Origin of the sequence: Scytonema millei VB511283 (assembly GCF_000817735.3) — a bacterium.
Taxonomy (GTDB): domain Bacteria; phylum Cyanobacteriota; class Cyanobacteriia; order Cyanobacteriales; family Chroococcidiopsidaceae; genus Chroococcidiopsis; species Chroococcidiopsis millei_B.
The window spans coordinates 159239-185468 of the sequence record NZ_JTJC03000006.1 but is presented as its reverse complement, the minus strand read 5'-3'; the positions used below and the strand labels follow the sequence as shown (position 1 = coordinate 185468).

Annotated in this window: 28 protein-coding genes and 1 pseudogene; 12 read left to right on the top strand and 17 right to left on the bottom strand. The window is 44.2% G+C overall.

Annotation, left to right across the window (positions count from 1 at the left end; translation table 11 throughout):
* Nucleotides 1-164: 164 nt before the first annotated feature.
* The 4 genes from ahcY (at nucleotide 165) to QH73_RS20380 (ending at nucleotide 4181) form a co-directional block, all read left to right on the top strand.
* A complete protein-coding gene (ahcY, locus tag QH73_RS20395) occupies nucleotides 165-1442 on the top strand; it encodes an adenosylhomocysteinase (protein WP_039714019.1) in 1278 nt (425 codons plus the stop codon).
* Between the two features lie 87 nt (nucleotides 1443-1529).
* Complete coding sequence (locus QH73_RS20390; protein ID WP_039714020.1) at nucleotides 1530-2129, top strand: DedA family protein; 600 nt, start codon at nucleotides 1530-1532, stop codon at nucleotides 2127-2129.
* Nucleotides 2130-2232: 103 nt separating this feature from the next.
* Nucleotides 2233-3960: an ABC transporter ATP-binding protein gene (locus QH73_RS20385; RefSeq protein WP_039714021.1), complete on the top strand. Its 1728-nt coding sequence runs from the start codon at nucleotides 2233-2235 to the stop codon at nucleotides 3958-3960.
* A gap of 56 nt (nucleotides 3961-4016) precedes the next feature.
* Complete coding sequence (locus QH73_RS20380) at nucleotides 4017-4181, top strand: type II toxin-antitoxin system HicB family antitoxin (RefSeq protein ID WP_132867422.1); 165 nt, start codon at nucleotides 4017-4019, stop codon at nucleotides 4179-4181.
* Here QH73_RS20380 and QH73_RS20375 read toward each other — a convergent pair.
* From QH73_RS20375 to QH73_RS20365, 3 genes are all read right to left on the bottom strand, one after another.
* Nucleotides 4178-4507, bottom strand: coding sequence for a toxin-antitoxin system HicB family antitoxin (locus QH73_RS20375; RefSeq protein ID WP_039714022.1), 330 nt, complete (start codon nucleotides 4505-4507; stop codon nucleotides 4178-4180). The two genes, QH73_RS20380 and QH73_RS20375, sit on opposite strands and share 4 nt — an antisense overlap.
* A 29-nt stretch (nucleotides 4508-4536) precedes the next feature.
* Nucleotides 4537-4947: a PIN domain-containing protein gene (locus QH73_RS20370; protein ID WP_039714023.1), complete on the bottom strand. Its 411-nt coding sequence runs from the start codon at nucleotides 4945-4947 to the stop codon at nucleotides 4537-4539.
* 112 nt (nucleotides 4948-5059) lie between these two features.
* The gene (locus QH73_RS20365; protein ID WP_039714024.1) at nucleotides 5060-5434 is read right to left on the bottom strand and encodes a c-type cytochrome; all 375 of its coding nucleotides are present in this window, start codon (nucleotides 5432-5434) and stop codon (nucleotides 5060-5062) included.
* A 256-nt stretch (nucleotides 5435-5690) separates the two neighbouring features.
* Between QH73_RS20365 and petG the strand changes: the two genes are divergently transcribed.
* Entirely contained in the window at nucleotides 5691-5807 is a 117-nt protein-coding gene (petG, locus tag QH73_RS20360) for a cytochrome b6-f complex subunit V (RefSeq protein ID WP_015154651.1), read from the top strand.
* Between the two features lie 68 nt (nucleotides 5808-5875).
* Here the strand turns inward: petG and rsmD are convergent, their stop codons facing one another.
* Complete coding sequence (gene rsmD / locus QH73_RS20355; protein ID WP_039714025.1) at nucleotides 5876-6451, bottom strand: 16S rRNA (guanine(966)-N(2))-methyltransferase RsmD; 576 nt, start codon at nucleotides 6449-6451, stop codon at nucleotides 5876-5878.
* 162 nt (nucleotides 6452-6613) lie between these two features.
* Nucleotides 6614-7249, bottom strand: coding sequence for an imidazole glycerol phosphate synthase subunit HisH (hisH, locus tag QH73_RS20350; RefSeq protein ID WP_039714026.1), 636 nt, complete (start codon nucleotides 7247-7249; stop codon nucleotides 6614-6616).
* Nucleotides 7250-7286: 37 nt separating this feature from the next.
* Between hisH and QH73_RS20345 the strand changes: the two genes are divergently transcribed.
* The 3 genes from QH73_RS20345 (at nucleotide 7287) to QH73_RS20335 (ending at nucleotide 10623) form a co-directional block, all read left to right on the top strand.
* Nucleotides 7287-7817 (top strand): pyroglutamyl-peptidase I family protein, encoded by a 531-nt coding sequence (locus QH73_RS20345; protein WP_039714027.1) that lies wholly within the window; start codon nucleotides 7287-7289, stop codon nucleotides 7815-7817.
* Nucleotides 7801-9177, top strand: a complete 1377-nt coding sequence (locus QH73_RS20340; RefSeq protein ID WP_039714028.1) for a serine hydrolase domain-containing protein — start codon at nucleotides 7801-7803, stop codon at nucleotides 9175-9177. The genes QH73_RS20345 and QH73_RS20340 overlap by 17 nt, the downstream gene beginning before the upstream one ends.
* A gap of 99 nt (nucleotides 9178-9276) precedes the next feature.
* Complete coding sequence (locus QH73_RS20335; protein ID WP_039714029.1) at nucleotides 9277-10623, top strand: DUF3370 domain-containing protein; 1347 nt, start codon at nucleotides 9277-9279, stop codon at nucleotides 10621-10623.
* A gap of 203 nt (nucleotides 10624-10826) precedes the next feature.
* On the opposite strand, the gene QH73_RS20330 is transcribed toward QH73_RS20335, so the two are convergent.
* The 5 genes from QH73_RS20330 to QH73_RS20310 form a co-directional block, all read right to left on the bottom strand.
* Nucleotides 10827-12164: a DUF7986 domain-containing protein gene (locus QH73_RS20330; RefSeq protein WP_039714030.1), complete on the bottom strand. Its 1338-nt coding sequence runs from the start codon at nucleotides 12162-12164 to the stop codon at nucleotides 10827-10829.
* A gap of 129 nt (nucleotides 12165-12293) precedes the next feature.
* Complete coding sequence (locus QH73_RS20325) at nucleotides 12294-12920, bottom strand: GNAT family N-acetyltransferase (RefSeq protein ID WP_039714031.1); 627 nt, start codon at nucleotides 12918-12920, stop codon at nucleotides 12294-12296.
* A 24-nt stretch (nucleotides 12921-12944) separates the two neighbouring features.
* Nucleotides 12945-13157 (bottom strand): DUF8624 family small hydrophobic protein, encoded by a 213-nt coding sequence (locus QH73_RS20320; RefSeq protein WP_039714032.1) that lies wholly within the window; start codon nucleotides 13155-13157, stop codon nucleotides 12945-12947.
* Between the two features lie 64 nt (nucleotides 13158-13221).
* Nucleotides 13222-14706: an AmpG family muropeptide MFS transporter gene (locus QH73_RS20315; RefSeq protein WP_039714033.1), complete on the bottom strand. Its 1485-nt coding sequence runs from the start codon at nucleotides 14704-14706 to the stop codon at nucleotides 13222-13224.
* 165 nt (nucleotides 14707-14871) lie between these two features.
* Nucleotides 14872-15849, bottom strand: coding sequence for a Gfo/Idh/MocA family protein (locus QH73_RS20310; RefSeq protein WP_039714034.1), 978 nt, complete (start codon nucleotides 15847-15849; stop codon nucleotides 14872-14874).
* A gap of 468 nt (nucleotides 15850-16317) precedes the next feature.
* Between QH73_RS20310 and QH73_RS20305 the strand changes: the two genes are divergently transcribed.
* Nucleotides 16318-16899 (top strand): Crp/Fnr family transcriptional regulator, encoded by a 582-nt coding sequence (locus QH73_RS20305; protein ID WP_039714035.1) that lies wholly within the window; start codon nucleotides 16318-16320, stop codon nucleotides 16897-16899.
* Nucleotides 16900-17037: 138 nt separating this feature from the next.
* On the opposite strand, the gene QH73_RS20300 is transcribed toward QH73_RS20305, so the two are convergent.
* On the bottom strand, nucleotides 17038-17190 hold the full coding sequence (locus tag QH73_RS20300; RefSeq protein WP_165587750.1) for a hypothetical protein: 153 nt from the start codon (nucleotides 17188-17190) through the stop codon (nucleotides 17038-17040).
* A 164-nt stretch (nucleotides 17191-17354) separates the two neighbouring features.
* On the opposite strand from QH73_RS20300, the gene QH73_RS20295 reads away from it, so the two are divergent.
* Entirely contained in the window at nucleotides 17355-17708 is a 354-nt protein-coding gene (locus tag QH73_RS20295) for a DUF4288 domain-containing protein (RefSeq protein WP_039714637.1), read from the top strand.
* Nucleotides 17709-17882: 174 nt separating this feature from the next.
* Here QH73_RS20295 and QH73_RS20290 read toward each other — a convergent pair whose 3' ends face one another.
* The 3 genes from QH73_RS20290 to QH73_RS20280 all read right to left on the bottom strand — a co-directional run bounded on the left by QH73_RS20290 (nucleotide 17883) and on the right by QH73_RS20280 (nucleotide 20762).
* Complete coding sequence (locus QH73_RS20290; RefSeq protein WP_039714036.1) at nucleotides 17883-19235, bottom strand: UDP-N-acetylmuramoyl-tripeptide--D-alanyl-D-alanine ligase; 1353 nt, start codon at nucleotides 19233-19235, stop codon at nucleotides 17883-17885.
* 110 nt (nucleotides 19236-19345) lie between these two features.
* Nucleotides 19346-19723 (bottom strand): hypothetical protein, encoded by a 378-nt coding sequence (locus tag QH73_RS20285; RefSeq protein WP_039714037.1) that lies wholly within the window; start codon nucleotides 19721-19723, stop codon nucleotides 19346-19348.
* A 142-nt stretch (nucleotides 19724-19865) separates the two neighbouring features.
* Nucleotides 19866-20762, bottom strand: coding sequence for a helix-turn-helix domain-containing protein (locus QH73_RS20280; protein WP_039714038.1), 897 nt, complete (start codon nucleotides 20760-20762; stop codon nucleotides 19866-19868).
* A gap of 184 nt (nucleotides 20763-20946) precedes the next feature.
* Between QH73_RS20280 and QH73_RS20275 the strand changes: the two are divergent.
* A pseudogene (locus QH73_RS20275) lies at nucleotides 20947-21600 on the top strand (FMN-dependent NADH-azoreductase).
* A gap of 143 nt (nucleotides 21601-21743) precedes the next feature.
* Here QH73_RS20275 and QH73_RS20270 read toward each other — a convergent pair.
* From QH73_RS20270 to QH73_RS20260, 3 genes are all read right to left on the bottom strand, one after another.
* Entirely contained in the window at nucleotides 21744-21896 is a 153-nt protein-coding gene (locus QH73_RS20270) for a hypothetical protein (RefSeq protein ID WP_165587749.1), read from the bottom strand.
* A 197-nt stretch (nucleotides 21897-22093) separates the two neighbouring features.
* Nucleotides 22094-23008 (bottom strand): histone deacetylase family protein, encoded by a 915-nt coding sequence (locus tag QH73_RS20265; protein WP_039714039.1) that lies wholly within the window; start codon nucleotides 23006-23008, stop codon nucleotides 22094-22096.
* A gap of 110 nt (nucleotides 23009-23118) precedes the next feature.
* On the bottom strand, nucleotides 23119-23358 hold the full coding sequence (locus QH73_RS20260; RefSeq protein WP_015154673.1) for a hypothetical protein: 240 nt from the start codon (nucleotides 23356-23358) through the stop codon (nucleotides 23119-23121).
* Nucleotides 23359-23615: 257 nt separating this feature from the next.
* Here QH73_RS20260 and gyrA point away from each other — a divergent pair, with 257 nt between their 5' ends.
* A complete protein-coding gene (gene gyrA, locus QH73_RS20255) occupies nucleotides 23616-26195 on the top strand; it encodes a DNA topoisomerase (ATP-hydrolyzing) subunit A (RefSeq protein WP_039714040.1) in 2580 nt (859 codons plus the stop codon).
* The last annotated feature ends 35 nt before the right edge of the window (nucleotides 26196-26230 follow it).

Here is a 26230-nt window from a genome sequence, read left to right as displayed (position 1 = left end):
TATTGATGGATTGACGGCTGTTGACCGAATCTTCATAGTCTATACAGGTATTTGTGCGGGGGACATAGGTGCTGTACCGAATGTTCAGTGAATAATTCCCCTTCTAGAAAAATGCAGTTAAGCTAAGTAAGACCACCTAAATTAACTCTTTAGGAATTAACTACATGACGGTTGCTCTCGATAAACTAAAGTACGAAATCAAAGATCCTGCTCTAGCAACCTTAGGTAAGCAGCGGATTGAATGGGCTGGGCGCGAGATGCCAGTGTTACGGCAGATTCGCGATCGCTTTGCCCAAGAAAAGCCTTTTGCCGGAATTCGCTTGGTCGCTTGTTGTCACGTTACTACAGAAACAGCACACTTGGCGATCGCCCTCAAAGCTGGTGGTGCAGATGCCGTTTTAATTGCTAGCAACCCTCTGTCTACTCAAGATGATGTAGCAGCTAGCTTAGTTGTAGATCATGGCATTCCCGTCTTTGCAATCAAAGGGGAAGACAACGCCACGTATAGCAAACACGTCCAAATCGCCCTCGATCATCGCCCCAACATTATCATCGATGACGGCAGCGACGTAGTTGCAACTTTAATCCAAGAGCGACAAAACCAAATCGCTGACTTAATCGGTACAACCGAAGAAACCACTACGGGTATCGTTCGCTTGCAAGCGATGTTAAAGGACGGCGTACTGACATTCCCAGCGGTGAATGTTAATGATGCCGATACTAAGCATTTCTTTGATAATCGTTACGGTACGGGTCAATCTACCCTAGATGGGATCGTTCGCGCTACCAATATTCTGCTCGCTGGCAAGACTGTAATTGTTGCTGGTTACGGTTGGTGCGGTAAGGGTACGGCACTACGGGCGCGTGGCATGGGTGCTAATGTCATCGTGACCGAAATTGACCCAATTAAGGCAATTGAAGCAGTTATGGATGGTTTCCGCGTCCTCCCAATGGCAGAAGCTGCACCTCAAGGAGATATCTTCATCACGGTTACAGGTAACAAGCACGTTATCCGAAGCGAACATTTCGACGTGATGAAAGATGGTGCGATCGTCTGTAACTCGGGTCACTTTGATATCGAAATTGACCTCAAGTCTTTAAAATCTAAAGCAGCAGAAGTCAAAAACGTTCGTCCGTTCACCGAACAATACAAACTCAATAGCGGCAAATCAGTTGTCGTCATCGGTGAAGGCAGACTTGTAAACTTGGCAGCAGCAGAAGGACACCCCAGCGCTGTTATGGATATGAGCTTTGCTAACCAAGCTATGGCTTGCGAATATCTAGTGAAAAACAAGGGTAAACTCGCTCCTGGCTTGCACTCCATCCCAGTTGAAGTTGATAAAGAAATTGCTCGATTGAAGCTGCAAGCAATGGGTATCAGCGTTGACACCCTCACACCAGAACAAGTTGAATACATCAATTCTTGGACTTCTGGAACATAATTGAGTTGAGATTCTCTTAGGGATCTAGATGTAGGGTGGGCATTGCCCACCCTATTGCATATTCAACGTTCTTGTCGAGGCAGTTCAATGACTGAATGGATTGTAAATATCATGACTTCCCTTGGTTATTTGGGAATCGGGTTGTTGATGTTTTTAGAAAACCTTTTTCCCCCTATTCCTTCAGAATTGATCATGCCATTGGCGGGTTTTACAGCAGCACAAGGCAATTTAAATATTGCAGGTGCGATCGCGGCTGGAGTGATAGGAACTGTTATCGGGGCATTACCTTGGTATTATGCAGGTAAATTGTTGGGAGAAGAACGATTAAGAGATTGGGCAGACAAGTACGGTAAATGGATAACTATTACTGGTAAAGATATTGACAGATCGAAACACTGGTTTGACAGACACGGAGTTAAAGCAGTTTTTTTCTGTCGTATGGTTCCTGGGGTGCGAACTTTGATTTCTCTCCCTGCTGGAATCGGCGATATGCATATAGTACCGTTCCTGATCTACTCAACTGTGGGAACGATATTGTGGGTAGGACTATTAACCGCTGCTGGCTACGTTTTGGGTAATAACTATACGCTAGTAGAAGAATACCTCGCGCCTGTTTCTAAAATCGTCCTTGCCACTTTGCTTATTGGTTTAGTCATTATCATTATCAGACGAAATCAGCGGCGATAAGGTATTTTTATTTCGATCGCCTCTTAAGTAGATCGAGATAGGGTGCGTTAATAACGCACCCTACATATAATTTAGAAAACAACTGATTTGTGCGATCGCAACTTTGAAAACTCGTTCTTACTATTGGCAGCTACTACCATACATCCGTCCCCAATGGCAAAATCTAGCTAAGGGTGGCGTGGGAATTTTAGGCTTTGTCCTCGCTACGTTAGCCTTAATTCATTTAGCTGGAAGATTAACCACACCATTTGGACAAGGTAACGTCGTTGCGATCGCTCAACTTTCTAGTTTATGTGCTGCTGTCTTTTTGATTAGAGGAATTGCCCAAGCAATCCAAGATGTTTATATGGCAAAAGCAGCTTTAAAGGTTGCTTTTCACTTGCGTAAAAAAGTCTACGGTCACCTACAAAAACTCAATCTCAGCTATTTTGAAACTGCGAAAGCAGGCGATTTATCTTATCGACTTACGGAAGACATCGATCGCATTGGGGAAGTCGTCAATAAAATTTTTCACGATTTTATTCCTTGTCTTTTGCAGTTAGTGGCAATTCCGATCTATATGCTGTACCTAAATTGGCAGTTGACGATCGCAATTATTTTAGTCGTGCCATTGATAGGTATTTTAATTACTTGGTTTGGCGAAAGAGTTAGAAAGTTTTCGCTCAAAAGTCAAAATCGTATTTCAGATTTATCGGCAATTTTAACGGAAGTTTTTAGTGGCATTCGGATTATTCAAGCCTTTGCAGCGGAAGATAGAGAAATTGCTCGATTCAGTCACGAAGCCGAACGAACTTTACAAGCAAAATATTCTACAGAACGCCTCAAAGCTATTCAAATTCCAGTAGTGGGGTTTTTACAAGCTTTAAGTTTTCTATTTGTGCTCTTATTTGCAGCGTGGCAAATTTCTCAAAATAACTTGACAGTAGCCGGATTTTTTAGCTATTTAGCAGCAGCAGTATCGATTATCGATCCTATCAGCCATACAACTAATAATTACAACGAATTTAAACAAGCAGAGGCTTCCGTCGATCGCGTGTTTGAATTATTGGCAATTCAACCGACAGTAGAAGAAAAGCCTCAGGCGATCGCCCTACCTTTAGTCAGCGGTAAAGTAGAATATCGCCAGATCGGTTTTGCCTATAAACTAGGACAACCAATACTAGAAAACTTAAATTTAATTGCTCAACCAGGAGAAAGAATTGCTTTAGTTGGTGCTTCTGGGGCGGGCAAAACAACTTTAGTTAACTTACTCCCCCGCTTTTACGATCCGCAGTCGGGAAAAGTTTTAATCGACGGCATTGATATTCGTGACGTACAGTTGAAAAGTCTGCGACGACAAATCGGAATTGTCCCCCAAGAAACAGTTTTATTTTCAGGCGCGATCGCCGAGAATATTGCTTTTGGACAGGCTAGCTACAATTTAGTAGATGTAGAAACAGCCGCCAAAATTGCCAACGCCCATCAATTTATTACGCAATTACCTGATGGTTATTACACCCAAGTAGGAGAAAGAGGCGTAAATTTATCGGGAGGACAAAGACAAAGAATCGCGATCGCCCGTGCAGTTTTGCTCGATCCGCGTATTTTAATATTGGATGAAGCTACCTCCGCCTTAGATTCAGAATCGGAAGCTTTAGTACAAGAAGCTTTAGAACGATTGATGCAAAATCGCACCGTATTTATTATTGCTCACCGTTTAACCACAGTACGCCGTGCCGATCGCATTTTGGTGATGGAAAAAGGACAAATTGTTGAATCGGGTACGCATGAAGAGTTGTTGGCATTAGAAGGACGGTATGCGCGGTTTTATGCTCAGCAGTTTAGTAGCTAAATAATGGCGATCGCGTCACACGCTAAAATTTAAATCTATGGGATACAAAAATATACATGAAAATTAAAGCTGTTATTTGGCAAGAGGACGACGTATGGTGTGCTTCTGTGCCAGCATTACCAGGTTGCCATACTTGGGGTGAAAGTTACGAGCATTTATTAGAGATGCTAAAAGATGCGATTCAAGGATGGTTAGATGTTGCTAGTCAGCAGCTTTCCTAGCTTAACAATTTTTTATTACTCATACGCTCTTGCAAGCGACTAATAACTTCAGAAGTTAAACTTTCTTCTGGTTCGACAGGTTCTCGTTCAGCCATTAATAACTCAATTTCAGTATCTGAAGCTTGTCCTAAACTCTGTAATAGAGTATTAAAAGATTCTTTTTGGCGATCTGCTGTTTCAGAAAGAGCCTCAACTGTGTAAGCAGATGTCACCTGACGAGTCAAAGCATAAACAATGTATTGATTTAAAGAAACACCTTCGCTTTGGGCTAAACGCACTAACTGGTAATGCAATGTTTCTGGTAGACGTACTGTTAACCTACTCATTTCTAACTCCTAACAAAATCAAAATGTGTCTAACTTGTTAGAGCAATAACAACCTCTAAAGGTGTCATCACTTGCAATCCCAATGATTCTTTTGCAGTTTTAAAATCTCGTATATTTGATGTAATAACAATGGCACTTGCATTCATAGCACAATCAATGATGTGTTCGTCTCCTGGATCGGGTGAAGCAGGTCGCCACGAGTAATAAATGGTTGTAAAATTTGCTTGAGATAGCAAGGTTCCTAAAACGGGTTTAATGCTTTGCCAACGAGTTTCCGAAAGCATACGAGATAGAACATCTGCGTATTCATAAGCTAGAGCATTTGAGACATAAACTTGAAGTAAGTTAGCCAGCCAAGCATCAATAATTAGACTAGCGGCATTACCCTGCTGAGTTAATCCTGCAAAAACAACATTTGTATCAATAACTACTCGTAACATGAAAGCTATAAATATAGCACTAATATAACACCATATTTAGTGTCATCAGTTGACTAGCTCCGAGGTGGTGAAACCAAACTTTAACACTATGAGTACAGCTAAGCATTACCAGTCAAAGCGTTTCCAAATAACTCAGCAAATCAGCCATTTCCTTCTCACTGGGCTGAAATTTCGGCATTGGTGGTGTATCCCCACTAATCACCTGATGAATCAGACTGTAACCGGACTTTCGTTTGGAAACTCCTTGCAGGCTAGGACCAACATTACCTTCTGCTTGAAAGCCATGACAACCAGCACAGTTCATCTGGAAGATCGCGTTACCTTGAACGGAGTCGCCAGGTAAAGATAAAACGCCCTTAATATAAGGGTCGGCGGGACTGAGTAGGTAAGCGCCCACAATCGCCATTGCGATCGCCAATAACAGCGCTAGAGCGATCGTCGCGAACCGCTGGAGCGAATTTTGACTGAGGACGTGCTGGTTATCCAAAAGGTTTCACTAAAAGTCAAATTGACAAATCTTTTCTATATCCTACACATAGCTTAAAAGTTCTTGACCTTATCGGCAAGCAAGTAGCGCTAATTTATACCCATTAAATTTTTGTTAAAATCGACTGGCATTCAGTCAGCTAAAGAGTTTTAAGTTAGCCCCCTACGTACAACTAAACAGAGGTATGATTAAAGACGTGCAGAAAAACTTAATCTAAGCAAACATATTACTACATCTGACATTCAGGAGATTTGACGTGGTTGAACCCTTACTCGATGGCATGGTACTAGGTCTAATTTTTGTTACCCTGGCAGGGCTGTTTTTCAAAGCTTACGAGCAATTCAAGCGCGGTAAAAAACTGGGAATTGACTAAGAGCGTTTCAGGAGACAAGGGAGACAAGGAGGACAAGGGAGACAAGGAAGAGAGTACTACTATCTTTCTCATTTTTCTTCCGACTCCCGACTCCCGACTCCCGACTCCCTAGTATAGAAAGCTAAAGTTGTGTTGCCATAAATTTTTTGGCGACAAATTTCTAAACCAGGTAAGGCTTGGGGTTGCCAAAGAGCGGGATCGTACTCTACAGCGAGTTCTCCCTCTGGATGCAGAAGATGATAAAGAGCGATCGCCTCTAATACTGGTTGATATAATCCACTGGCATAGGGTGGATCGAAGTAGATGCGATCGAATTGCTGTCCGGCTAAAGTTTTCAACCGCTTCAATACGTCACCGCGCAATACTTGAAACTGTTGTTCTGGTTTGGCTATTTTCTGCCAGTTTTGTTGAATAATGGTGCAGGCACGGCTGGATTGTTCGATACCGATTACATAATTAGCGCCTCTACATAACGCTTCCGCACCCATCGATCCAGTTCCAGCACAGAGATCTAACCAGCGACAATCGGTAATTTTTCCCTGCCAAATATTAAATACAGCCTCCCGCACTCTACCACTAGTAGGGCGCGTGTCTCTGCCTGGAAGGGTTTTTAACTGGCGATTACCAGAGATTCTGAGACTCATAAATGAGGAGTGAGGAGCGAGGAGTGAGGGGTGAGTGAATTAATTTTAGATTTTGGATTTTGGATTGTAATGCTCCCTCAGGTTCCTCAACTTCCTCTGCTCCTCTACTCTCTTGTCCCCTTCGCTCCTCACTCCTCGCTCCTCGCTCCTTTCTGCTCCCTGTTATACAAGAACTGTTTCCCTTACCTGCGCCACGAAGTTAGATAAAATTTGCAAACCTGCTGTAGATGACTTTTCGGGGTGAAATTGGACGGCTACGAGATTATCTTGGGCGATCGCAGCTGTGACAACTTGGCTACCATGAGTTACTGTAGCGGCGCGGACTTGGGGATTAACGGGATCGACGTAGTAGGAATGAACGAAATAAACCCAGGGATTCAGTTGCAATTTTTGCCATAACGTGCATTCTGGTTGGGTGAATTGCAGTTGGTTCCAACCCATGTGGGGAATGGTAATTCCTGGTTCGGAGGTAAAGCGGCGGACAGTACCAGCAATGATTCCCAACCCTGGCTCTTTGCCTTCTTCGCTGCTGTCGAATAAGATTTGCAAACCAAGGCAGATCCCTAGAAATGGTATTCCGCTAGCGATCGCCTGTTTGATGGGTGCTTCTAAACCCCGCGATCGCAAATGTTGCACGGCTGGATCGAATGAGCCGACTCCTGGCAGGACGATCGCATCTGCTTGTAGTATTTCTCTGGCGGAATCGGTGATTTTTGGGGTTGCGCCTGCATTCTCCAGTCCTTTACAGGCTGAGTGCAAATTTCCCATGTCATAATCTACTACTGCGATCGTTGCCATTAATTCATCCTCTGCGATCGTGGCATTCTCTTATTTTATGACAAAAAAGATTCTGCTAACTTCCTTTACAACCTGGCTACCCCATCACACAACGAATTCTTCTGACGATCTATTAGAAAAAATATCTCAACTTAACTATACATTTGCTGTTCTCAACTTTTTGCGTCAGTTGCCTGTCAACATTCAACTTGCCAGCAATATAGTCATGGAAAAAGCTCAGGTCGTAGAACCTAATTTAATTGTTTGTTGTGGTATGGCAGAACGCCGACAGTATTTGAGTATTGAATCTAAGGCAACTTGTAATGGTAGTATTTTACGGACCAACATCGATCTAGAAAAGTTAGTGAGGGAGAATAGCAGAGTCAAAATTAGTCACGATGCAGGAAAGTTTGTCTGCGAAGGACTTTATTATGCAATTTTAGAGTGGATTCAACGCCATCAGTTATCAGTAAACTGTGTTTTTGTTCACGTCCCGATATTGACCGAGCAAAATTTCAATTTAGTTTTAAACGACTTTGAATTCATTTTGCAACGATTGGGTAATTACTTAGATGAAACCAGCCTTTAAATATGTTTTGTGGAGCTTCGGATTAATTAGTGCCAGTATTATTGGCTATATTAGCTTCAGCCTGTGGCAGATCTTGAAGATCGGCACGGCTTATCAAGCAAAACAATTTTGTTCGGGCGTGTTTATCTCTCAACGCACTCCAGAATCTATTTTCAATCGAGATGTTTTAGCGGAGATTGCAGATTTGTCGGCTTTAGAACAGTCAATTGTCAAGTCAATTAAAGTCAATATCGATCGCCCGCAGCAATCTACTACGGCAAGTATTTTTGGCTTGGTAAAACACCAAGCAATCTTTCGTCCTGGACTTGGTTGTACTTTGGTTATCGATCGCTCTGAAACAGAATTGCGATCGCAGACTCAGCAACTCAACTTAACTCCACGACAAGATCGACGATGGTTGTCAGGAAAGATAGACTCAATTCCACCCGAAATCAACCAAAAACAACTTGCAGCCGCTATGGACTGGATTTTCAATTCCCAGCGTGACTCTAGAGCTGTTGTCATTGTTTACAAAGGTGAGATTGTAGCAGAACGTTACGCTCCAGGCTTTTCAGCTCAAATGCCTTTGTTGGGATGGTCGATGACTAAAAGCGTGATGAATGCACTTGTAGGAATTTTAGTCAAGCAGGGTAAGCTGTCGCTTAGCGACAAAAATCTGATGCCAGAGTGGAATCATCCAGGCGATCGCCGCAGTCAAGTTTCACTGGATCAAATGCTCCGTATGAGTAGCGGTTTGAAGTTTGATGAAAATGAGGGCAACCCTCTGGGTAATCTGATTCAAATGCTATTCGGTCAGAGTAACGTAGCTGCTTATGCGGCAAATCAACCTTTAGAAGCCGATCCAGGTAGTAAATGGCAGTATGCTAGCGGTACGTCCAATATTCTCTCTCGGATTGTGCGCCGTGCGATCGGCGATCGCGATGCCGATTATCTTACATTTCCCCGTCGCACTCTGTTCAATCCTCTGGGAATGTCTAGTGCTGCGATCGAACCGGATGCATCGGGAACCTTTATCGGTTCTGCTTTCATGTATGCTACAGCAAGGGATTGGGCGCGGTTTGGTTTGCTTTATTTACAAGATGGCATGTGGGAAGGGCAACGCATTCTCCCCGAAGGCTGGGTAAAATACAGTCGCACGCCAGCTCCAGCAGCACCTCAGAAAAATTATGGCGCTCATTTTTGGTTGATGAATGTTTCTACACCGTCTGGACATAGCGAAATTATGACCGCTCAAGGATTTCAAGATCAGTACACTGCGATTATTCCTTCACACCAACTCGTTATCGTTCATCTTGGCAGGAATAAAAACAGAACGCGCCAACAATTTATTCCTCGCGTCTTAGCAGCTTTTAACCGTTAGTCTGGGTGGTTTTGCAGGAAATATTTGTTGGAGTCAGAGATACTTTGTGAACCCGCCTCTACAACTTTTGACTTTGAACTTTTGACTTTTGACTTGCTTATGCTACCTTTGTTACCAATTCTCCCGATCGCACAAGCTACTCCCCCACCCCAGGAAATCGTACAACCGCGAATTGTGCGTCCATTAGCTGGCAGTTTAGATGCAGTACCAGTATTTAATAGCAATAGTCCTGAAAAAGTCCAGACAGAAGGAATTTTACTTTCGACTTTTCCGCCTGATGGGAAACAAACTAAGTCTGCACATCTAAATTTTCCTTTTAGGGGCAGATTCGATCTGTTCGCCCATCACGTTTTTCAACCGATTACACCGGACGATCTGCGATCGCTCTATTTAGGAGTCATCTTACACAATCCTGGCAAGCGAGCGGTACGGGTAGATATTTTGCAAGCAGCCAGTTATTTAAGTCAGCCGGATGCACCGTTTGCGGAACTACCACCTGTAGCTGAAAATAATTTAGGTACGATATTTGCGGGACCTGGCGATCGCGTCATGAATGAGATTTTGCGCGGACAGCGACAGACGAGTTTTCCGCCGCAACTGATTATTCCCCCCGGACAAAGCCAGATGTTATTCAATTTGCCGATTCCGGTACAGGGTTTAGAACCGCCAATTAACGGACGGTCTACATACATGCGCTTGCGGAGTAGTGGAACGGTATATGCTGCAAGTTTAGCAATGTACGCGCCTACTGATTCTACTGGTCAAGAGCGATCGCCTACCTTAGAAGAATGGCAGCAAATGTTAGAGCGTGGGAATTTGGCTGGACCCCGCGATAAAACTCCCACACCACCAGAACAAACGAGCGGTAAAGTGGTTTACGGTCGCGTTGCTGGGGTGGCGCAGGGTTCTCAATGGCGATCGCAATTGGTAGATAGTTCGGGTGCTTCTTCTTTAAGTGTTCCGTCGCTAGGTGAAGCTTTTTCCTATGGTTTGAGTCTGCTGAACCAAGGGACGTTGGGAACGAGTCAAATTCAAAGTGCGCCGATGATGGTTCGTTACCCAGATACAGCTTATCGCGCTCACGGTAACTATGGGATTCAATATAGTCTGAGTTTGCCACTACAAAACAATAGCGATCGCGATCGAACTGTCACCGTATCTTTAGAAACACCCCTGAAGGAAGACAAACTCAGCCAAGGCGGGTTGCGTTTCTTTAGTTCGCCAGCAAAGCAAGTTTTCTTTCGCGGTACGGTAAGGCTGCGTTACAACGACGACCAAAACTTACCTCGGACGAAGTACGTGCATTTAGTCCAAACGAGGGGAAAGCAAGGAGAACTGTTAGTCACTTTACAGATGAAACCAGGCGATCGCCGTTTGGTTCAATTAGACTTTCTTTATCCGCCAGATGCAACACCACCACAAGTTCTAACGATTGGGACACAATAGAAATATAGCAGTCCTACTTGAGTTATAAACTTATCGTTATGGTGGTTGACAGTTAACAGTTAACAGTTAACTGTCAACCGTCTTCACGGAGTGTAGCGAGCGCGTTTACTGTCAACAAACAACACCCAAAATTTACGAATCATATAGGATTGCTATATGTATTGTAGAGACGTTACATGTAATGTCTCTATACATGTCATGTTTTATTTTTTTAACCCAAAACCCGTTTTCTTCTTACTACCACCTTTATTTTTCGCACTAGATTTATTCACTTCTACAAAAGCTTCTTCAAACAGATTGTGCAAGTGAATGGGAACGCTAGCAATTTCTGGTAATTCGGGTTCTATTGGTTTGTTGTATTCTTGTAACAGAGGTTCTAAGTCGCGATCGAGTTTAAATTGGGGACGTTCTAAGAACGTTTGCAAAACTGTTTCTAGCTGCTTAGGGTACTGTTGTGCTAATTTCTGCCAGATAAAAGTGTTGATAGTGGCATTTTCTAAATAATACTTAACTAATTTTTCTGCACCTTCTTGCGATCGCCAATCTTCAGCTTCTAACAGCGACACAAATTTAGTATATGTAGGGAGAAACATTTGTCCCCAGCGAGGATGAGAAATCGCCGTTACCTGATCGGCTTTTTTCAGATCTGCTGGCAATTCTACTTTTGGTGCTACCATTTTGGTCTTGCTTCGATCGCCAAGAAGCTGAGAAATTGCTTGCGAGTCCGCGCCTGCTTCCTTAGCGGCTGCTGCGATTTCCTCATCTCCTACTCCCGCTTCTTCAGCCAGTTCTGATAAGCTTTTAGATTCATCAACTCCAGCTGCTTTGAGGCGTTGTTGAGTTAGTATTTCTTGAAATTCAGCGACTTTTTTATTGAGCTGATAACCGGGCATCGTCACTTCTTCATTGCCAAAGAAATCGATAAATTCTTGATGATAGTTAGCCACAGATTGCCAAGCTTCAGCTAATAAATCTGGAGCATCGCTATAAAGATATTTTCTATAGTTGTCTTTAAAATTACCAATTGCTACGGCAAGTTTGGGTTTACCTAATTTACCCATCAGCGTGTAAGCACAAGAAAATGTCCAATAGTCATCCGTGATGGGTGCGATGCGAGTCAGTAAGATTTCTCCCTCTTTCCACCGAGACATCTCTTGTAATGTTTTCTCGTCGTTTGGCTTCACAATGTAGTGTTTTGCTGTCAGCCAGTTCATCAATTCCAAACCATCAGGTAGAATTTTAGTAATAGTAAATAAGCCGATAAAACTACGTTTCCAACTATTTAGCAATTGGCGATCGCTCTTAGTCAACTCAGGTTGGTTTTCGATCAATAAGTCTATCGGTGTTTTGTCGCCAACCTGTCCTTCAGTAATAAACGTATCGACGACTATTTCTTGCTGAACCGCATCATAGCGATCTTTACGCGCATTGGCAGCAGCATAAGCCTCTAAAGCCTCAGCGAGTTCTCCTTCTGCATCGAGGACGAAATCGGTTAAGTCTTGTTTGAGTTGGCGCGATCGCTCTAGAATTGCTTCTACCATGAGGTTTTTTAGTAATACGGCTTTTACTAGGTTAAAGGGTGTATGGCAGTTTGAGGATCTGGCTGGTGTGAGATTGACAAGAATTATCGATCGCAGAGGTGGTAATGAGTCATGGGTATTGGTATTTGGTTATTCTTCCCTGCTCCCTGTTCCCTGCTCCCTGCTCCCTTCCTCTAGGGTTTTGATCATCCAGTGGGACTGAATTTGATAGCCTAGTTTGTGATATAAGTCTAAGGCTAGGGTATTAGATTGAAAGACTTGTAAACCAATTTGCCGATCGCCTTTTGTCCGCGCCCAATCTTCGAGATATCTCATCAATGCTTTACCGATACCTCGTTGTCTATGTTCTGGTTTGACGTAGAGTAAGAATATATATGTATGGCGATCGCCCTTGACTTGATCTACGGCATTTCCTACCCACAAGCAAGCAACTTTTTGGCGGGAGTCGGGAGTCGTAGGGGCGGGTTTATCAAAAGATTCACGGCTTACATCAATAGATCTTTGCTCAAAACCCGCCCGTACAGGGGAGTCGGGAAATTTTGAATTTTGAATTTTGAATTTTGAATTTTGACTTTCCTCTACCCACCACAGGGGTGTATCTCTAGAAAAATATTGCTCGACGGTGCGGGTGAGATGAGCAAAGTTTTGTTCGGGAAAGATTTCTCGATAACTCTCCTGCATGAATTGGATCAGTAGCGATCGATCCTGATTCGTGCCGGGACAAATCGAGTAGTCTGGTAGTAGCTGTTGAGTCACTTCAAAGTATGTGAGGTGCGATAACTACCCTCGCGCTTCGCTAACGCATTCCAGTCTAATGGCGATCGCTCCTGATAAATTAACTTGAGCGTTATCTAGTTGAGGACTGACTTCTTCGGTAGGTGCGGGTGCAGCCATATCAGCCGGAATGAATATGCGGGCGCTGACTGCAACCAAAGCAATTAAGAATACGAGTACGACTAATAGCGGGGCAATGTATTGACGGAAGATAGCCATTTTGAGACTTGATAGTTGACAGTTGACAGTTGACAGTTAACGGTTAACTGTCAACTATTCCATCCTACAACTGTTGCCAGTCTTCTTCATCGAGTCCTGGTCTGGGTAATATATACTTCGAGTTCCAAGGGGCAACGATAGGTAAAAGTAACAGTCCTGGTATGGCAGCAACTATTGTCAGTAAAAAGAATGTTGCCCAACCTGTTGCTTTGGCAATTTCACCAGCAGGTCCAGCTAAAATATCTCTACTCATTGCCATTAAACTCGAAAATAAGGCAAATTGAGTTGTGGTAAAGCGGCGATCGCACAGGCTCATTAAGTAGGCAACAGTTACGACTGTGACTAAGCCAGCACAGAAATTTTCGATGTTAATTGCTATGACTAGTAACGAGCTATTTTTTCCCGCGATCGCTAGGGCATAATAGCCTAAATTACTCATCAGTTGCAGAATTCCAAATCCCCATAAGGCACGATTTATTCCAATTTTGGTTAAAATTACGCCACCGATTAATACTCCTACAGTTGTGGCTAAAAAGCCCATTCCTCCTTGAATTGCGCCAATTGCGCTTTTACTAAAACCTAAATCTACTAAAAATGGATTTGCCATATTTCCCACTAAGGCATCTCCTAACTTATAAAGCAAGATAAATAGTAGAATTAGAATTCCTGCCCCAATTCCTTGACGCTGAAAAAATTCTTGGAAGGGCAAATAAACTGCCTCTTGTAATGTTTGTGGCGATCGCTCTGTGGCTATTTCCCTAGATTTTGTTGGCAATAAAAATGAGGTAGCTAACCACGCAACAATTAGGGCTGCGACTATCCAATAGAAGATCGGCAAAGGTAGATAACCCATCCCTACTGCTAAGAGGAGTCCTGAAATTAATAAGCCTCCTCCAATTAAGAAAACTAGATCTTTAACCGTAGGAGGCGATCGCTCCTCTAAAATATCGGTTTCTGGTTGGGGCGACCAAAAAGTTGTAAATAGTCCGACTCCCATCAAAGCAGCCATTAACAAATACACGACTTGCCAAGGTAAATAATCGGCTAAAACTAAAGCTAAAAAACTCGTGACTAACAAAGCCATGCGATAGCCAAGTACCCAAACAGATGCCCCAGTTTCTAATTCCTGTGGCTTCAGAACATCAGTCCGATAAGCATCACCGACGATATCTTGAGTCGCACTGAAAAAAGACACAATTAAAGCAGTAATTGCCAATAAATTTAATACTCGTACATCCTGGGCAGGTTGTTGTAACGCTAAAGCTGCGATCGCTACAATTAACCCAACTTGAGTTATCGCCAACCACCCCCGCCTACGCCCCAAAAAAGGGGGTACAAACCGATCCAATACAGGCGACCACAAAAACTTTAAAGAATAGGGCAAAGCCACCAAGCTGAACCAGCCAATAACCCCTAAATCAATATTTGCCTCCTTCATCCAGATTTGCAGAGTTCGACTCGTTAAAAACAAAGGCAAACCCGAAGCAAAACCTAGCAGTAGTAAAGCCGCCATCTTGCGACTTTGAAAAACTTGTAGCAGCGATCGCATTGCTGTCACTTTCAAAGACTCCCATCAGATACAACAGCATTAAATCAGCGATCGCTTTTCTACCAATTCCTTAATTAAATCTTTAGAATCTCCCGCAAAAGACCTTCAGCACTCTTCTTTGCGCCTCTGCGACTTTGCGTGACATCATTTTTAGCAAACCCACTCCTACATCGCAATCGTCTCCTTCATCTGAGCCGAGCGCCGCGCTGCATCTGCAACTTTCAGAGCATACAAACTTTCATGTGGAGACACGTACAAAGGCGCACCTGTCTGTAAATGGTCTAATACCATACCTGTATCTTTAGCAAATAATCCACGTCGCGAACCAACTTCAATTTTTGTTGTTTCCTCTACTTGAATTAAAACACCATCATCCTTATCAAAAATCAAACCACCTCGGTCAGCGTGAACCTCAAATTTGCGCTCGTTTTGCCACAAAGTTTCCCCTTTACCATAACTAACTTCGGCAATCGCTCCGCTAGTAAATCGAATTTGTGCCGTACACAAACACACTTGAAAAAATGACTCGGGATCTGTACCCCAATAACGATTTTGACAACTGATAGTCTCAACCGTACCGAATAAATCTGTAAGGCGATGGATTCTCGATAGCGCTCCACATAGAGGAAAGCCAAACATCTCTTGATTGTAAGTCCAACGTCGCGGCGCGGGGCGTTGGGGATTCATCGTGCTGTAACGGGCGTAGAACGGGCTACCAACTTGTGGTAAATATTGTTTTAGGGCTTGGTGTAAGCCACCGAGCAACTCAATATGTTCGACGTGCAAAAGTCTATTTTGACTTTTAGCTAGAGCGATAATTTCCTCTGCTTCCGCCACATCCAAAGCCAAGGGATATTCTACAACGACGTGCTTGTGGCTTTGTAAAGCAGCTTTGGCGATCGCTCCATGATCTGAGTTAATCGTACAGATAACAACGAGATCGATATCTTCCCGTGCTACCAACTGTTGCCAAGAATCAACTGCTTGGGCTTGATACGTCTGACTAAAGGTTGCTGTCTTTTCAGGAGTATGCCCAGTAATTGCAACGACACGCGATCGCTCGTCTCGTCCAAAAGATTCTGCTCTTAACTTCGCTGCATAGCCAGTACCTACTATTCCGATTTGAATTTGGTCGTTGGTCATTGGTAGTTGGTATTCGATTCGTTTATATCGTTTATAAAGATATATCGGATGAATGGTAAGTAGAACGCGATCGTAAGTTTGGGCTGTGGCATTCAGCCCCGATGGGCGCACGTTGGTAAAACTGATAACTGATAACTGATAACTGACAACTGTGACAGCTCGTCATTTGACAAGGAGTACATTTTTTTCAGTATATTTTGGGTATTTCTACCCTAGAAATAACTAGCCAAGAAAGATAAACCAAAGGAGAAGAAACTTTCCTCAGCTTCCTCAAGATAAATGATAGATTTTCTCAATTAACTTGCAACAAAATTTGAATGACTTTATACTCTCTTGTGAGGCAACTCTCGTTCTTCTAACTTCCACACATGTACAAATCTACCAAATCCATTGAGAAAATATATATTACGCTCGCTAATAATGCCATCTACCATACCTGAACTTTGAAATCTACACCTGGAACTGCTTATGTCATCTCTCTTGTCCACGATCGCCATAGCTGAGAATTTATCTCAGCAGACCTTCAAGCGTCATGACTCAATTCCTCTAAAATCGGAAGTGCTGTTGCATATCGAGCGGGGAGTAGTTCGCACTGTCACTTGGAGTGAGGAGGGAACAGTAATGACATTAGGGTATTGGGGTACAGGTGATGTTGTCGGTCAGCCTTTGTCGAATATCCAACCTTATCAAGTTGAGTGCATTACGAGTGTAGAAGTCAGCTACGTTTCCTCGTATCAAACAGAACGGGTATTGGGGGCAATTTGTCAGCACGTACAGCAAGCAGAAGAATTACTGAGTATTATTCGCCAAACTAATGCCCGCGATCGCTTGCTACAAACGCTACTGTGGTTAGCGCGTAAGTTTGCCCGTCCTGTGGAACGCGGACGGTTAATTGACTTGCGCCTGACTCATCAAGAAATTGCAGAATTTATTGGTATGACTCGCGTATCGGTGACGCGCCTGCTATCTCAGCTCGAACAAGAAGGCATTATCGATCGCCCCCGCCGCCATTTTATTGTCTTATTAGATCGTCAAACCAAATTTGCTTGATGTATAGCGTTTCCTATGTAGTTGAGATGCCTCTGTAGGGGCGCACAGCCGTGCGCCCCTACAGATTTATGTAGCTCATTTAATTGAGAATAGCTATATATGATTTAAGAGAAGAGATCGCCTCATTTCACACAACAACTATGGCAGGAAAGAATGAGATTTATCTTCGCATTGTCTAGATCTAAAACCTATGGTTTGAAACACGCGCTGTTCTGATTCTGGAGGTAAGCTAGCGGCTGCTTTTCGATCTGCGGCTGTACCTTTTTTGTCACCAATGCGATCGCTTGCCATAGCTCTTTTAGCATATGTTGTAGTAGCCGATTCTGGAGCGAGTTGAATGGCTTTTGTATAATCGGCGATCGCATTAAATAATAGAGTTATTACTGAATTGCAAAGTATTAATTAATACTAACATTATGTCATTGTTTGGTTGGAAAGGATGACGCGAGATGTTTATGAGAGTTGATAGCAATAGCGGAGAAGCGTCTTTGTACGTTGCTGTGGTTCTATTTGAATCATCATCAAGTGTGCCAAACGATTGCCCTTTATACGAGGAATGTTTTATACTCATTCAAGCCAATTCTTTAGAGGAAGCTAGAGAAAAGGCTTTACTCTACAGCCACCAGCAAGAATGCAGCTATCAAAATCAGGACAAAGACACTATTACTTGGACTTGCAAGCAGATAATTGATGTAAATTCAGTTTTGTACGATGATTTTGGCGACATTACGGAAATCTATGCCCGACATTTTCGTAATTACGAAGCATATTGTCAATTTGAGCCATTTTTATCGAGTGAAGCACTTTAACCATTGACTTTTTAGCTGAGACAAGATCCCCCCTAACCCCCCTTAAAAAAGGGGGGAACTTTTGCCTCTATTCAAATTGGATAGCCAAGCGCGACAATTTACGGAAGCATCTCTAAAAAAAGAGAAACTAGCAGCCCCCTTTTGAAGGGGGTTGGGGGATCGAGATCTCAGATTTCAGGTGCAAAACTCCGCTCGAAATTGTTCTACCACCCGATCCAAACCTACGGAATGCGCGGCTTTAAATAAAATGCGATCGCCTGCTTTCACTCCTATCTTTAACCGCTCAACTAATTCTGCATGAGTAGCAAAACATTCTACAGGTATACCCGCCGCACTCTGCGCGATCGCTTCTGCATCCGTACTGTCTACCAAAACCAGCAGTAAATCTAAATTCAACTGCCGTGCCATTGCCCCGACTTTTTGATGTAATTCTCGCGATCGCTCTCCTAATTCTTTCATCGCACCCAACACTGCGATGTGTCGCTTTCCTGGTGTCTGCGCTAATAGTTGTAACGCTGCCAGCATAGCTTCTGGTGCAGCATTATAACTCTCATCTAAGATTACCACGTCATTTGCTAATTCATAACGTTGCGATCGCCCTGATGGCATATCGACAGTTAAACCTGCTTTTAGCACCGACCAATCGATCTGTAACACTTGAGCTACTGCCAGAGCTGCCAAAAAGTTGACGGCATTGTGTCGTCCAGGCAAGGGTAAAGGTAACTCTAATCCTGCTACTTTTAAAGTTTGAGAATCGAGTAATTCCCCTCGAACATCTCCCCCTTCTAAACCGTAAGTCACAGTTTTTTCCTGCCATACGATGTTAGCAATAGAAATTAAGCGAGAATTATCGTAGTTGAGAATTGCCACGCTATCTTGAGGCATTTCAGCTAATAATTCGCATTTTGCCCGGGCGATCGCCTCTTCAGAACCCAAGCGTTCGATATGTGCCGTGCCGACATTAGTAATGACACCAATAGTAGGACGAGCAATTTGAGTTAGTAGGGCAATTTCGCCTTTTCCTCGCATTGCCATTTCAATCACGGCAAAATCATGCTCGGCATCTAGTCCTAGCAATGTTTTGGGTACGCCGATTTCGTTGTTGAAATTTGCATGAGTTTTCAAGACGTTGCCCTGAGTTCCCAAGACAGCCGCAATTAACTCCTTAGTGGTGGTTTTACCGACAGAGCCAGTTACGCCAATGACGGGAATATGAAACTGACTGCGCCACCAAGAGGCAATTTGTTGATACGCCTGGAGAGTATCTCGTACCTGCAATATAGGTAAATCCCCTTGATAGTGTCCGTCAACAATTGCCGCGATCGCACCTTTTTCAATTGCCGTGGCAACGAATTCATGTCCGTCGAACTTTTCCCCGCGCAAAGCCACAAATATATCACCAGGCTTGAGGCTGCGCGTATCGGTGTTAATTCCCGTACAAGTTGAAGCTAATGCATTGTCATCAAGATGTTGTGGCTTAGCAGCTAAGAGAGTAACGAGGCGATCGAGAGTGGCGTGGAAAGACATGTTGGAGAAGTCGTAAGTCGTAAGTCGTAAGTTGTAAGTTGGGAAAGGTTATAGGGGGTGTAGGCAAATTTTGACTTTTAGCTTTTGGCTTTTGACTTCTTCCCTAACCCTTATCCCTTACTTTTCACTAAAGCTGCTTTTGCCTTGTGATTCAGTAACAGTTTGCCATCGGCATCAATGCTAAAGTCTACACCAGGAATAAATTTTTGGTTAATAAGCTGCTTGTAAAACGCTAAATTAGTAATTTTTCTAATTTCCTGCATCAGATCGGCAGGAATCATCTGTTCTATAGTCCAGAAAACTGCATCGACATCAAACCAGAGGATACGCTCAATACCGACAAGCAACAAACCAGCTAATTCTTCACTTGTCAGTTTTGTTCTCAAATCGCTAATGATATCGCTACCAATCTCTGAATTACGACTCATCATGACTCTAGCAATTCTGGCAATTTCTGTTTCCAATTGTAAAGGGTTGCGATCGAGCATTTGACTTCCTGGGATATAGAGCTGAAGCTAAACCGAGCAAAAACGTGCTGATGGTTTTGCTAAGTATATCCAAATTAGGAGACAAATAGACCCTAAGATAGATGATTAATTTGTGTAGCTGCGAAATTGGTTTGTCCAAGCTTCAACGAAAATTGATGCGGTACATTTTAGGAGTGACTCCTGTTTGTTGCCGAAACCATTTGCCTAAATGACTGTGACTGCTGAAACCACACAGCAAAGCAATGTCCATAATGGATAGTTCGGTTTGTTTGAGTAACTGCTTTGCTTGTTCCACCCGTTGCTGAAGCACGTATTGGTGAGGGGTAACTTGTATCGATCGCTTGAAGAGGCGGCTGAAATGAAATGGACTCATACCGAGTAATTGAGCTAAATCCGATAAGGCAATATCGTCAGCCAAATGAGCATTAATGTAGTCCGCGACTTTTAGCAGTTGGCGATCGCTCAATCCCCCATCATATAGAGCTAGATTACGCTCGACAGCCACGTAATTTCTGAGTAAATGCACGGCTAATACATTTGTCAGCGACTCAACATAAAGTGTTCCTGCCAGTCCCCCAGTTGTAAGTTCGGCAAGCAACATCATGCTAATTTGTTCGATCTGAGGATTTCGAGCGCGGAACTCAGGCAATAGCTCAACGCGATCGGGATCGAGCTTAAGTGTATCTTGGGCAACCTGTTGGAAAAACTGAGACGCTAGCTGAATTCTTAAAATTCTGTCTTCGTCATTTCCCTGACAGATTAGCACGGCTTCAGCAGGCGTAATAGAAATATCGCCTTGGCTGAAAAGACCGCTATGACGACGATCTCCAAGTGTTAGTGACAGACGGGACGGACGACGATTTAAAGATACACAAAGGGTATGACTAGTTAAATTTTGATAGGTTTCTTGCCCTGGAGGATATCGAAATTCCTCAACCAAAATATTTTTCCAACCATACGCTTGACTGGAATAGATTGGCGGATATAGATCGGTGTTAAGCTGAACCGTCTGCGCCAGTGGTATCTCTAAACCTTGCATCTAGTTACCCAATCTCTTACACCTTCAATTATCGGTCACTGGTCACTGATAACTGATAACTGATTCAAAGTCGCCGCAAGATTGTGATAGTCGCGCAAGGTTTGAGTAGTCCAGAATTTTCAACTTGGCTAAATTGTAGGGTACGACCAACTACTACAGCAATAAAGCATTAGGAGACAGTCTAATGGCACGTATTCTACACATTGATTCCAGTCCGAGAGGAGAGCGATAACTTCGTTAAGCTTCGCTAACCCATTCTCGCAGGCTCACCAGAGAATTCGTTGAAACCTGGAAGCAAACTCATCCATCTGATATCGTCACTTATCGAGATGTCGGTCGCAATCCCGTTCCTCATGTTGACGAACCGTGGATTGCTGCTGCTTTTACACCACCAGAACAACGAACCCCTGAACTACAAGAGGCAATTCAAATTAGCGATCGCTTGGTGGATGAATTCTTAGCTGCCGATCTCTATATCATTGGCATTCCCATGTACAACTTTTGCGTTCCCAGTACGTTCAAGGCTTATATCGACCAAATTGTCCGCCCCAGACGAACATTTGTGTTTGAACCAGAGGATGCAACAAATCCTTACAAACCACTAGTACTAGGTAAGAAAATGTTTATCATTACGGCGCGAGGTGATTCTGGCTTTGGAAGTGGCGAACGTAATGAAAAGCTGAATTATCAAGACCCTTATTTAAGAACAATATTTGGGTTTCTTGGCATCACCGACATCAGTTTTATTTCTGTCGAGAATGATGAGTTTGGTGGCACGAGTTTGGCTCAATCGATTGCCAACGCTCAAGCGAAAATCGCCGAGTTAGTTGCAGCATAGAAGAGCTTTTACAAGCTCTTGAGTCACAAACGTGCTTAATTCTGGCGATCGAGTCGAAGCCTTTTTGTAAGTGTCTGCGCCGATCCCAACTCGATCGCATCAGACGAATACTATACAGCCATTACACCCCTGCTGGGAAGAGATTATCTTGACTTAAGGAATGGATGAGGCTCTTTTTCAATTGATTCGATAACTGCTAATCCAATGACAGAAGCCGATAAAAGCAGTACTACAGAAACCAGATAAGCGTTGACAAAAATGCGTAAGGCTGTATCGAAAAAAATGTACGTAGTCATTTTTACTTGCTTTGGCTCAACTTAGGAGTTGATGCGATTGACATTTCTATTTACCCATCTGTCTGGGTGAGAGTTCCACCGAGAGATTACTGTAATTAATTTTCTTTTTAGATACCACCTCTGTGATTGTACGGAGGGAAGCTGACAGTGGCTAGTGGCTAGTGACTAGTTAATTCCGACTCCCGACTCCCGGCTCCCTAAAAAACACACCGTTCGATTGTAGCTACTACAGATTGAGACAGGGCAGGGAGATCGTAACCTCCTTCTAGACCGAAGACAATCCGGTGAGTAATCTTCAGACAAAATTCCGTAAATAATCCGTAATCTTGCGGTTGCAGGTACATTTCTGCTAGAGGATCGGCGGCATTAGCGTCGTATCCAGCGCTGACAATCAGCAGATCGGGTTGAAACTGAGTTAAAAATGGCATCACTTGAGTTTCAAACACTGGTTGGTAGTCAGCAATCGTGCTACCTGGGGGAAGGGGTAGGTTGAGGACGTTGTTGTACGCGCCTGTTTCGGCGGCTGCACCAGTGCCAGGATAGCAGGGAGACTGATGTAAGGAACAAAAAGCAATTTGGGGGTGATGCTCGACGATCGCCTGAGTTCCGTTACCGTGGTGTACGTCCCAGTCCAAAATTGCCACGCGGTTGATGTTGGGCTGTTCTAAGGCATAATGGGCAGCGATCGCCGCATTAGAAAATAAACAAAATCCCATGCCGCGATCGCTTTCGGCATGATGTCCAGGCGGACGAGAGAGGACAAAAGCAGGGTTATTTGTCGCCAACGTGTAATCGATCCCGTCCAACCAAGCATTGACTGCTAGTAGCGCTACATCGTAGCTGCGGGGAGATACAGGAGTATCGAGATCTAAATAGCCACCGCCTTGAGTGGCGAGTTCTCGAACAGATTGGATGTGATGGGGTGAATGGACTTTTTTCAACCACGCGATCGCCCTTTGAGAATCTGTAACAGGCGATCGCCATTCTAATTGGTGAGCAAAACTTGTATCTTGTAAAGCAGATGCGATCGCGCTGATGCGTTCTGGTTTTTCTGGGTGAAATCGTCCCGTTTTGTGTTCGAGAAACTCGTCAGAATAGATGACAGCCAGCATATCTCTAGCAATCCTTATTGATTCATCAGATTAGCGCGTTGTGGTTGTCATTTGTCAAAGTGGCTGGTGGCTGGTGACTAGAAAAGAGACTAACCACTAGTCACTAACCACTAGTCACTCTCTTCAGGCTCATCTGTGGGCATAATGTCATCGCGCAAATCTTCGCCACTATTAAGCATTTCTGGCGATACAGCTTGATTTGCCCGTAATTCTTCAGGACTGAGTTGCTTCATTTGGTCGTGTATCGAAGGCGGATGTTTAATCTTGTCCAGTACCTCTGGATCGAGTTGCGATGGATCTCCTGGGGGATTTTGCTTTTCTGCTCGATCTGGAGCCGTTTCACTGCTCATATCTAATTCTCACCTCTACACGCCCCAGCCTAAAAGCGATCGCCCTTTCACCCACACTATCTTGAGACTTAAATTTAGTTGACAGTTGACAGTTAACCATCAACCGTCAACTGTCAACCAATGACCAACCAATCCCTAGCAAAATATGATAAAATTTTGATATAATTTACAGCTTTTTGGCAGCTAAACCGAAGATTTAGCAACATCTTGGGCATTATCTGCTGAAAATCGACAAATTTGGAGTTTTTTGCAAAGATATGACCATCATTCCAACCGATCTGCGGAACGAAATGTCGCGGTCTTACCTGGAATACGCCATGAGCGTAATTGTAGGTAGGGCGCTACCAGATGCCAGGGATGGTCTGAAACCCGTGCATCGCCGAATTCTTTACGCCATGCATGAGTTGGGATTAACGGCAGACCGTCCGTTCCGTAAATGCGCCCGTGTTGTGGGGGAGGTACTAGGTAAATATCATCCCCACGGCGATACGGCTGTGTATGATGCCTTGGTACGGATGGCGCAGGATTTCTCCATGCGATCGCCCCTGATTGCAGGGCATGGTAACTTTGGCTCGGTGGATAACGATCCCCCAGCGGCAATGCGTTACACCGAATGTCGCTTGCAGGCATTAACTGAAAATGCTTTGTTGCAGGACATTGAAGCCGAAACTGTAGACTTTATCGACAACTTCGACGGTTCCCAGCAGGAACCGATTGTTTTACCTGCGAGAATTCCCCAACTGTTGCTCAACGGGTCTTCGGGAATTGCCGTGGGGATGGCGACAAACATTCCGCCGCATAACTTAGGCGAGTTGATCGACGGTGTAGTGGCGCTGATCCACAATCCAGAAATTAGCGATCGCCAGTTGATGCAATATATCCCTGGTCCCGACTTCCCTACGGGGGGAAAAATCTTGGGAACGTCGGGGATTCACGAAGCGTTTACCACCGGTCGCGGTTCGATTACGATGCGCGGCGTGGCGGAGATCGAAACGGTCGAACAACGAGGACGACCGGAACGAGAAGCAATTATTATTACTCAACTGCCTTACCAAACTAACAAAGCAGCCTTAATTGAAAAAATTGCCGAACTCGTTAACGACAAGCGAATTGAAGGCATTGCCGATATTCGGGATGAAAGCGATCGCGATGGCATGAGAGTTGTGATCGAACTCAAGCGCGATGCCTATCCCCGTGTCGTCCTCAACAACCTTTACAAGCAAACTCCGCTTCAAGCTAACTTTGGCGCGAATATGCTGGCGTTGGTCAACAACGAACCCCAGCTATTGACTTTAAAACAGTTTCTTCACGTCTTCTTAGAGTTCCGCGTCGAGTCGATTACCCGCCGCACCCGCTACGAACTGAGGAAAGCTGAAGAACGGGATCATATCCTGCAAGGGTTACTGATTGCCTTACTCAACCTAGACGAGATCATTGCTGCAATCCGCAGTGCTGCCGATACAACTACGGCAAAACAGCAATTAATCGATACTCATGGACTATCGGAAGCCCAAGCCGATGCAATTTTACAAATGCAGTTGCGGCGACTGACAGCACTAGAAGCAGAGAAAATTCGTCAAGAACACGAAGATTTACAAGTCCAGATTGCCGATTTACAAGATATCTTGGCACGACGGGAACGGATTTTAGAAATCATCGAAACTGAAATCACCCAAATCAAACAAGCCCACGCCACCCCTCGCCGCACGGAAATCGAACCTGCTGAAGGGGAATTCGATGCGATTGACTTAATCGCCAACGAGAAAGCAGTAATTCTGTTGACGGAACAAGGCTACATCAAGCGGATGCCCTTAGATACCTTTGAAGCTCAAAGTCGAGCCACGCGGGGTAAATCGGGGACGCGAATGAAAGAGGATGATGGTGTCGATCACTTCCTTACCTGCTGCGACCACGACAGCGTTTTATTCTTCAGCGATCGCGGTGTCGTCTACTCGCTCAAAGCCTATCAAATTCCCGTGGGATCGCGTACCAGTCGGGGTGTACCGATCGTGCAAATGCTACCGATCCCCAAAGAAGAAAGGATTACTTCCATCGTTCCAGTCAGCGAATTTAGCAGCGATGAATATCTGGTGATGCTAACTAAAGGCGGTTACATCAAGAAAACCGAACTCGCAGCTTTCACCAATATTCGGGCAAACGGACTGATTGCAATCTCCTTAGAAGAGGGCGATCAATTGCGTTGGGTGCGTAGGGCGCGAGTCGAAGATAGTATTATCATCGGTTCTCGCTTCGGCATGGCAATTCACTTTAGAACCAGCCACGAACAATTGCGTCCTTTGGGTAGAGCCACTCGTGGCGTAAAAGCCATGAAACTGAAGGAGGGAGACGAACTAATCGGCATGGATATCATTGCCAGTGCCGTACTCGCTGCTTCGCACATGGAAGAAGCCGATCCCGCTGAAGCCGAAGTCGAAGAAACCGAAATCGTCGAAACCGAAACCGAGGAAAATGGCGAAATAGCGAATGCTGGCGAGGGTCCTTGGGTTTTAATCGTGACAATGGCAGGCTATGGCAAGCGCGTTCCCGTCTCCCAATTCAAGTTGTACAATCGCGCCACCAAAGGCAAGATTGCAACGAAATTCAAGCAAAATCGCAAATTTAAAGACAAACTAGCAGCCTTGATGGTGGTGAATGCAGGCGATGAATTGATGTTAATCACGACTCGCGGCATTATCATTCGTCAATCCACCGATGCGATCCCCCGTCAATCTCGCAGTGCGACAGGCGTAAGAGTACAACGCTTGGACGAAGACGATGCGATCGCGGCTGTAGCTCTAGTTCCATCTGATGTCAGTGATGAAGCGGCTGCGTGTTAAGAGGAGCGAGGAGCGAGGAGTGAGGAGTGAGGGGA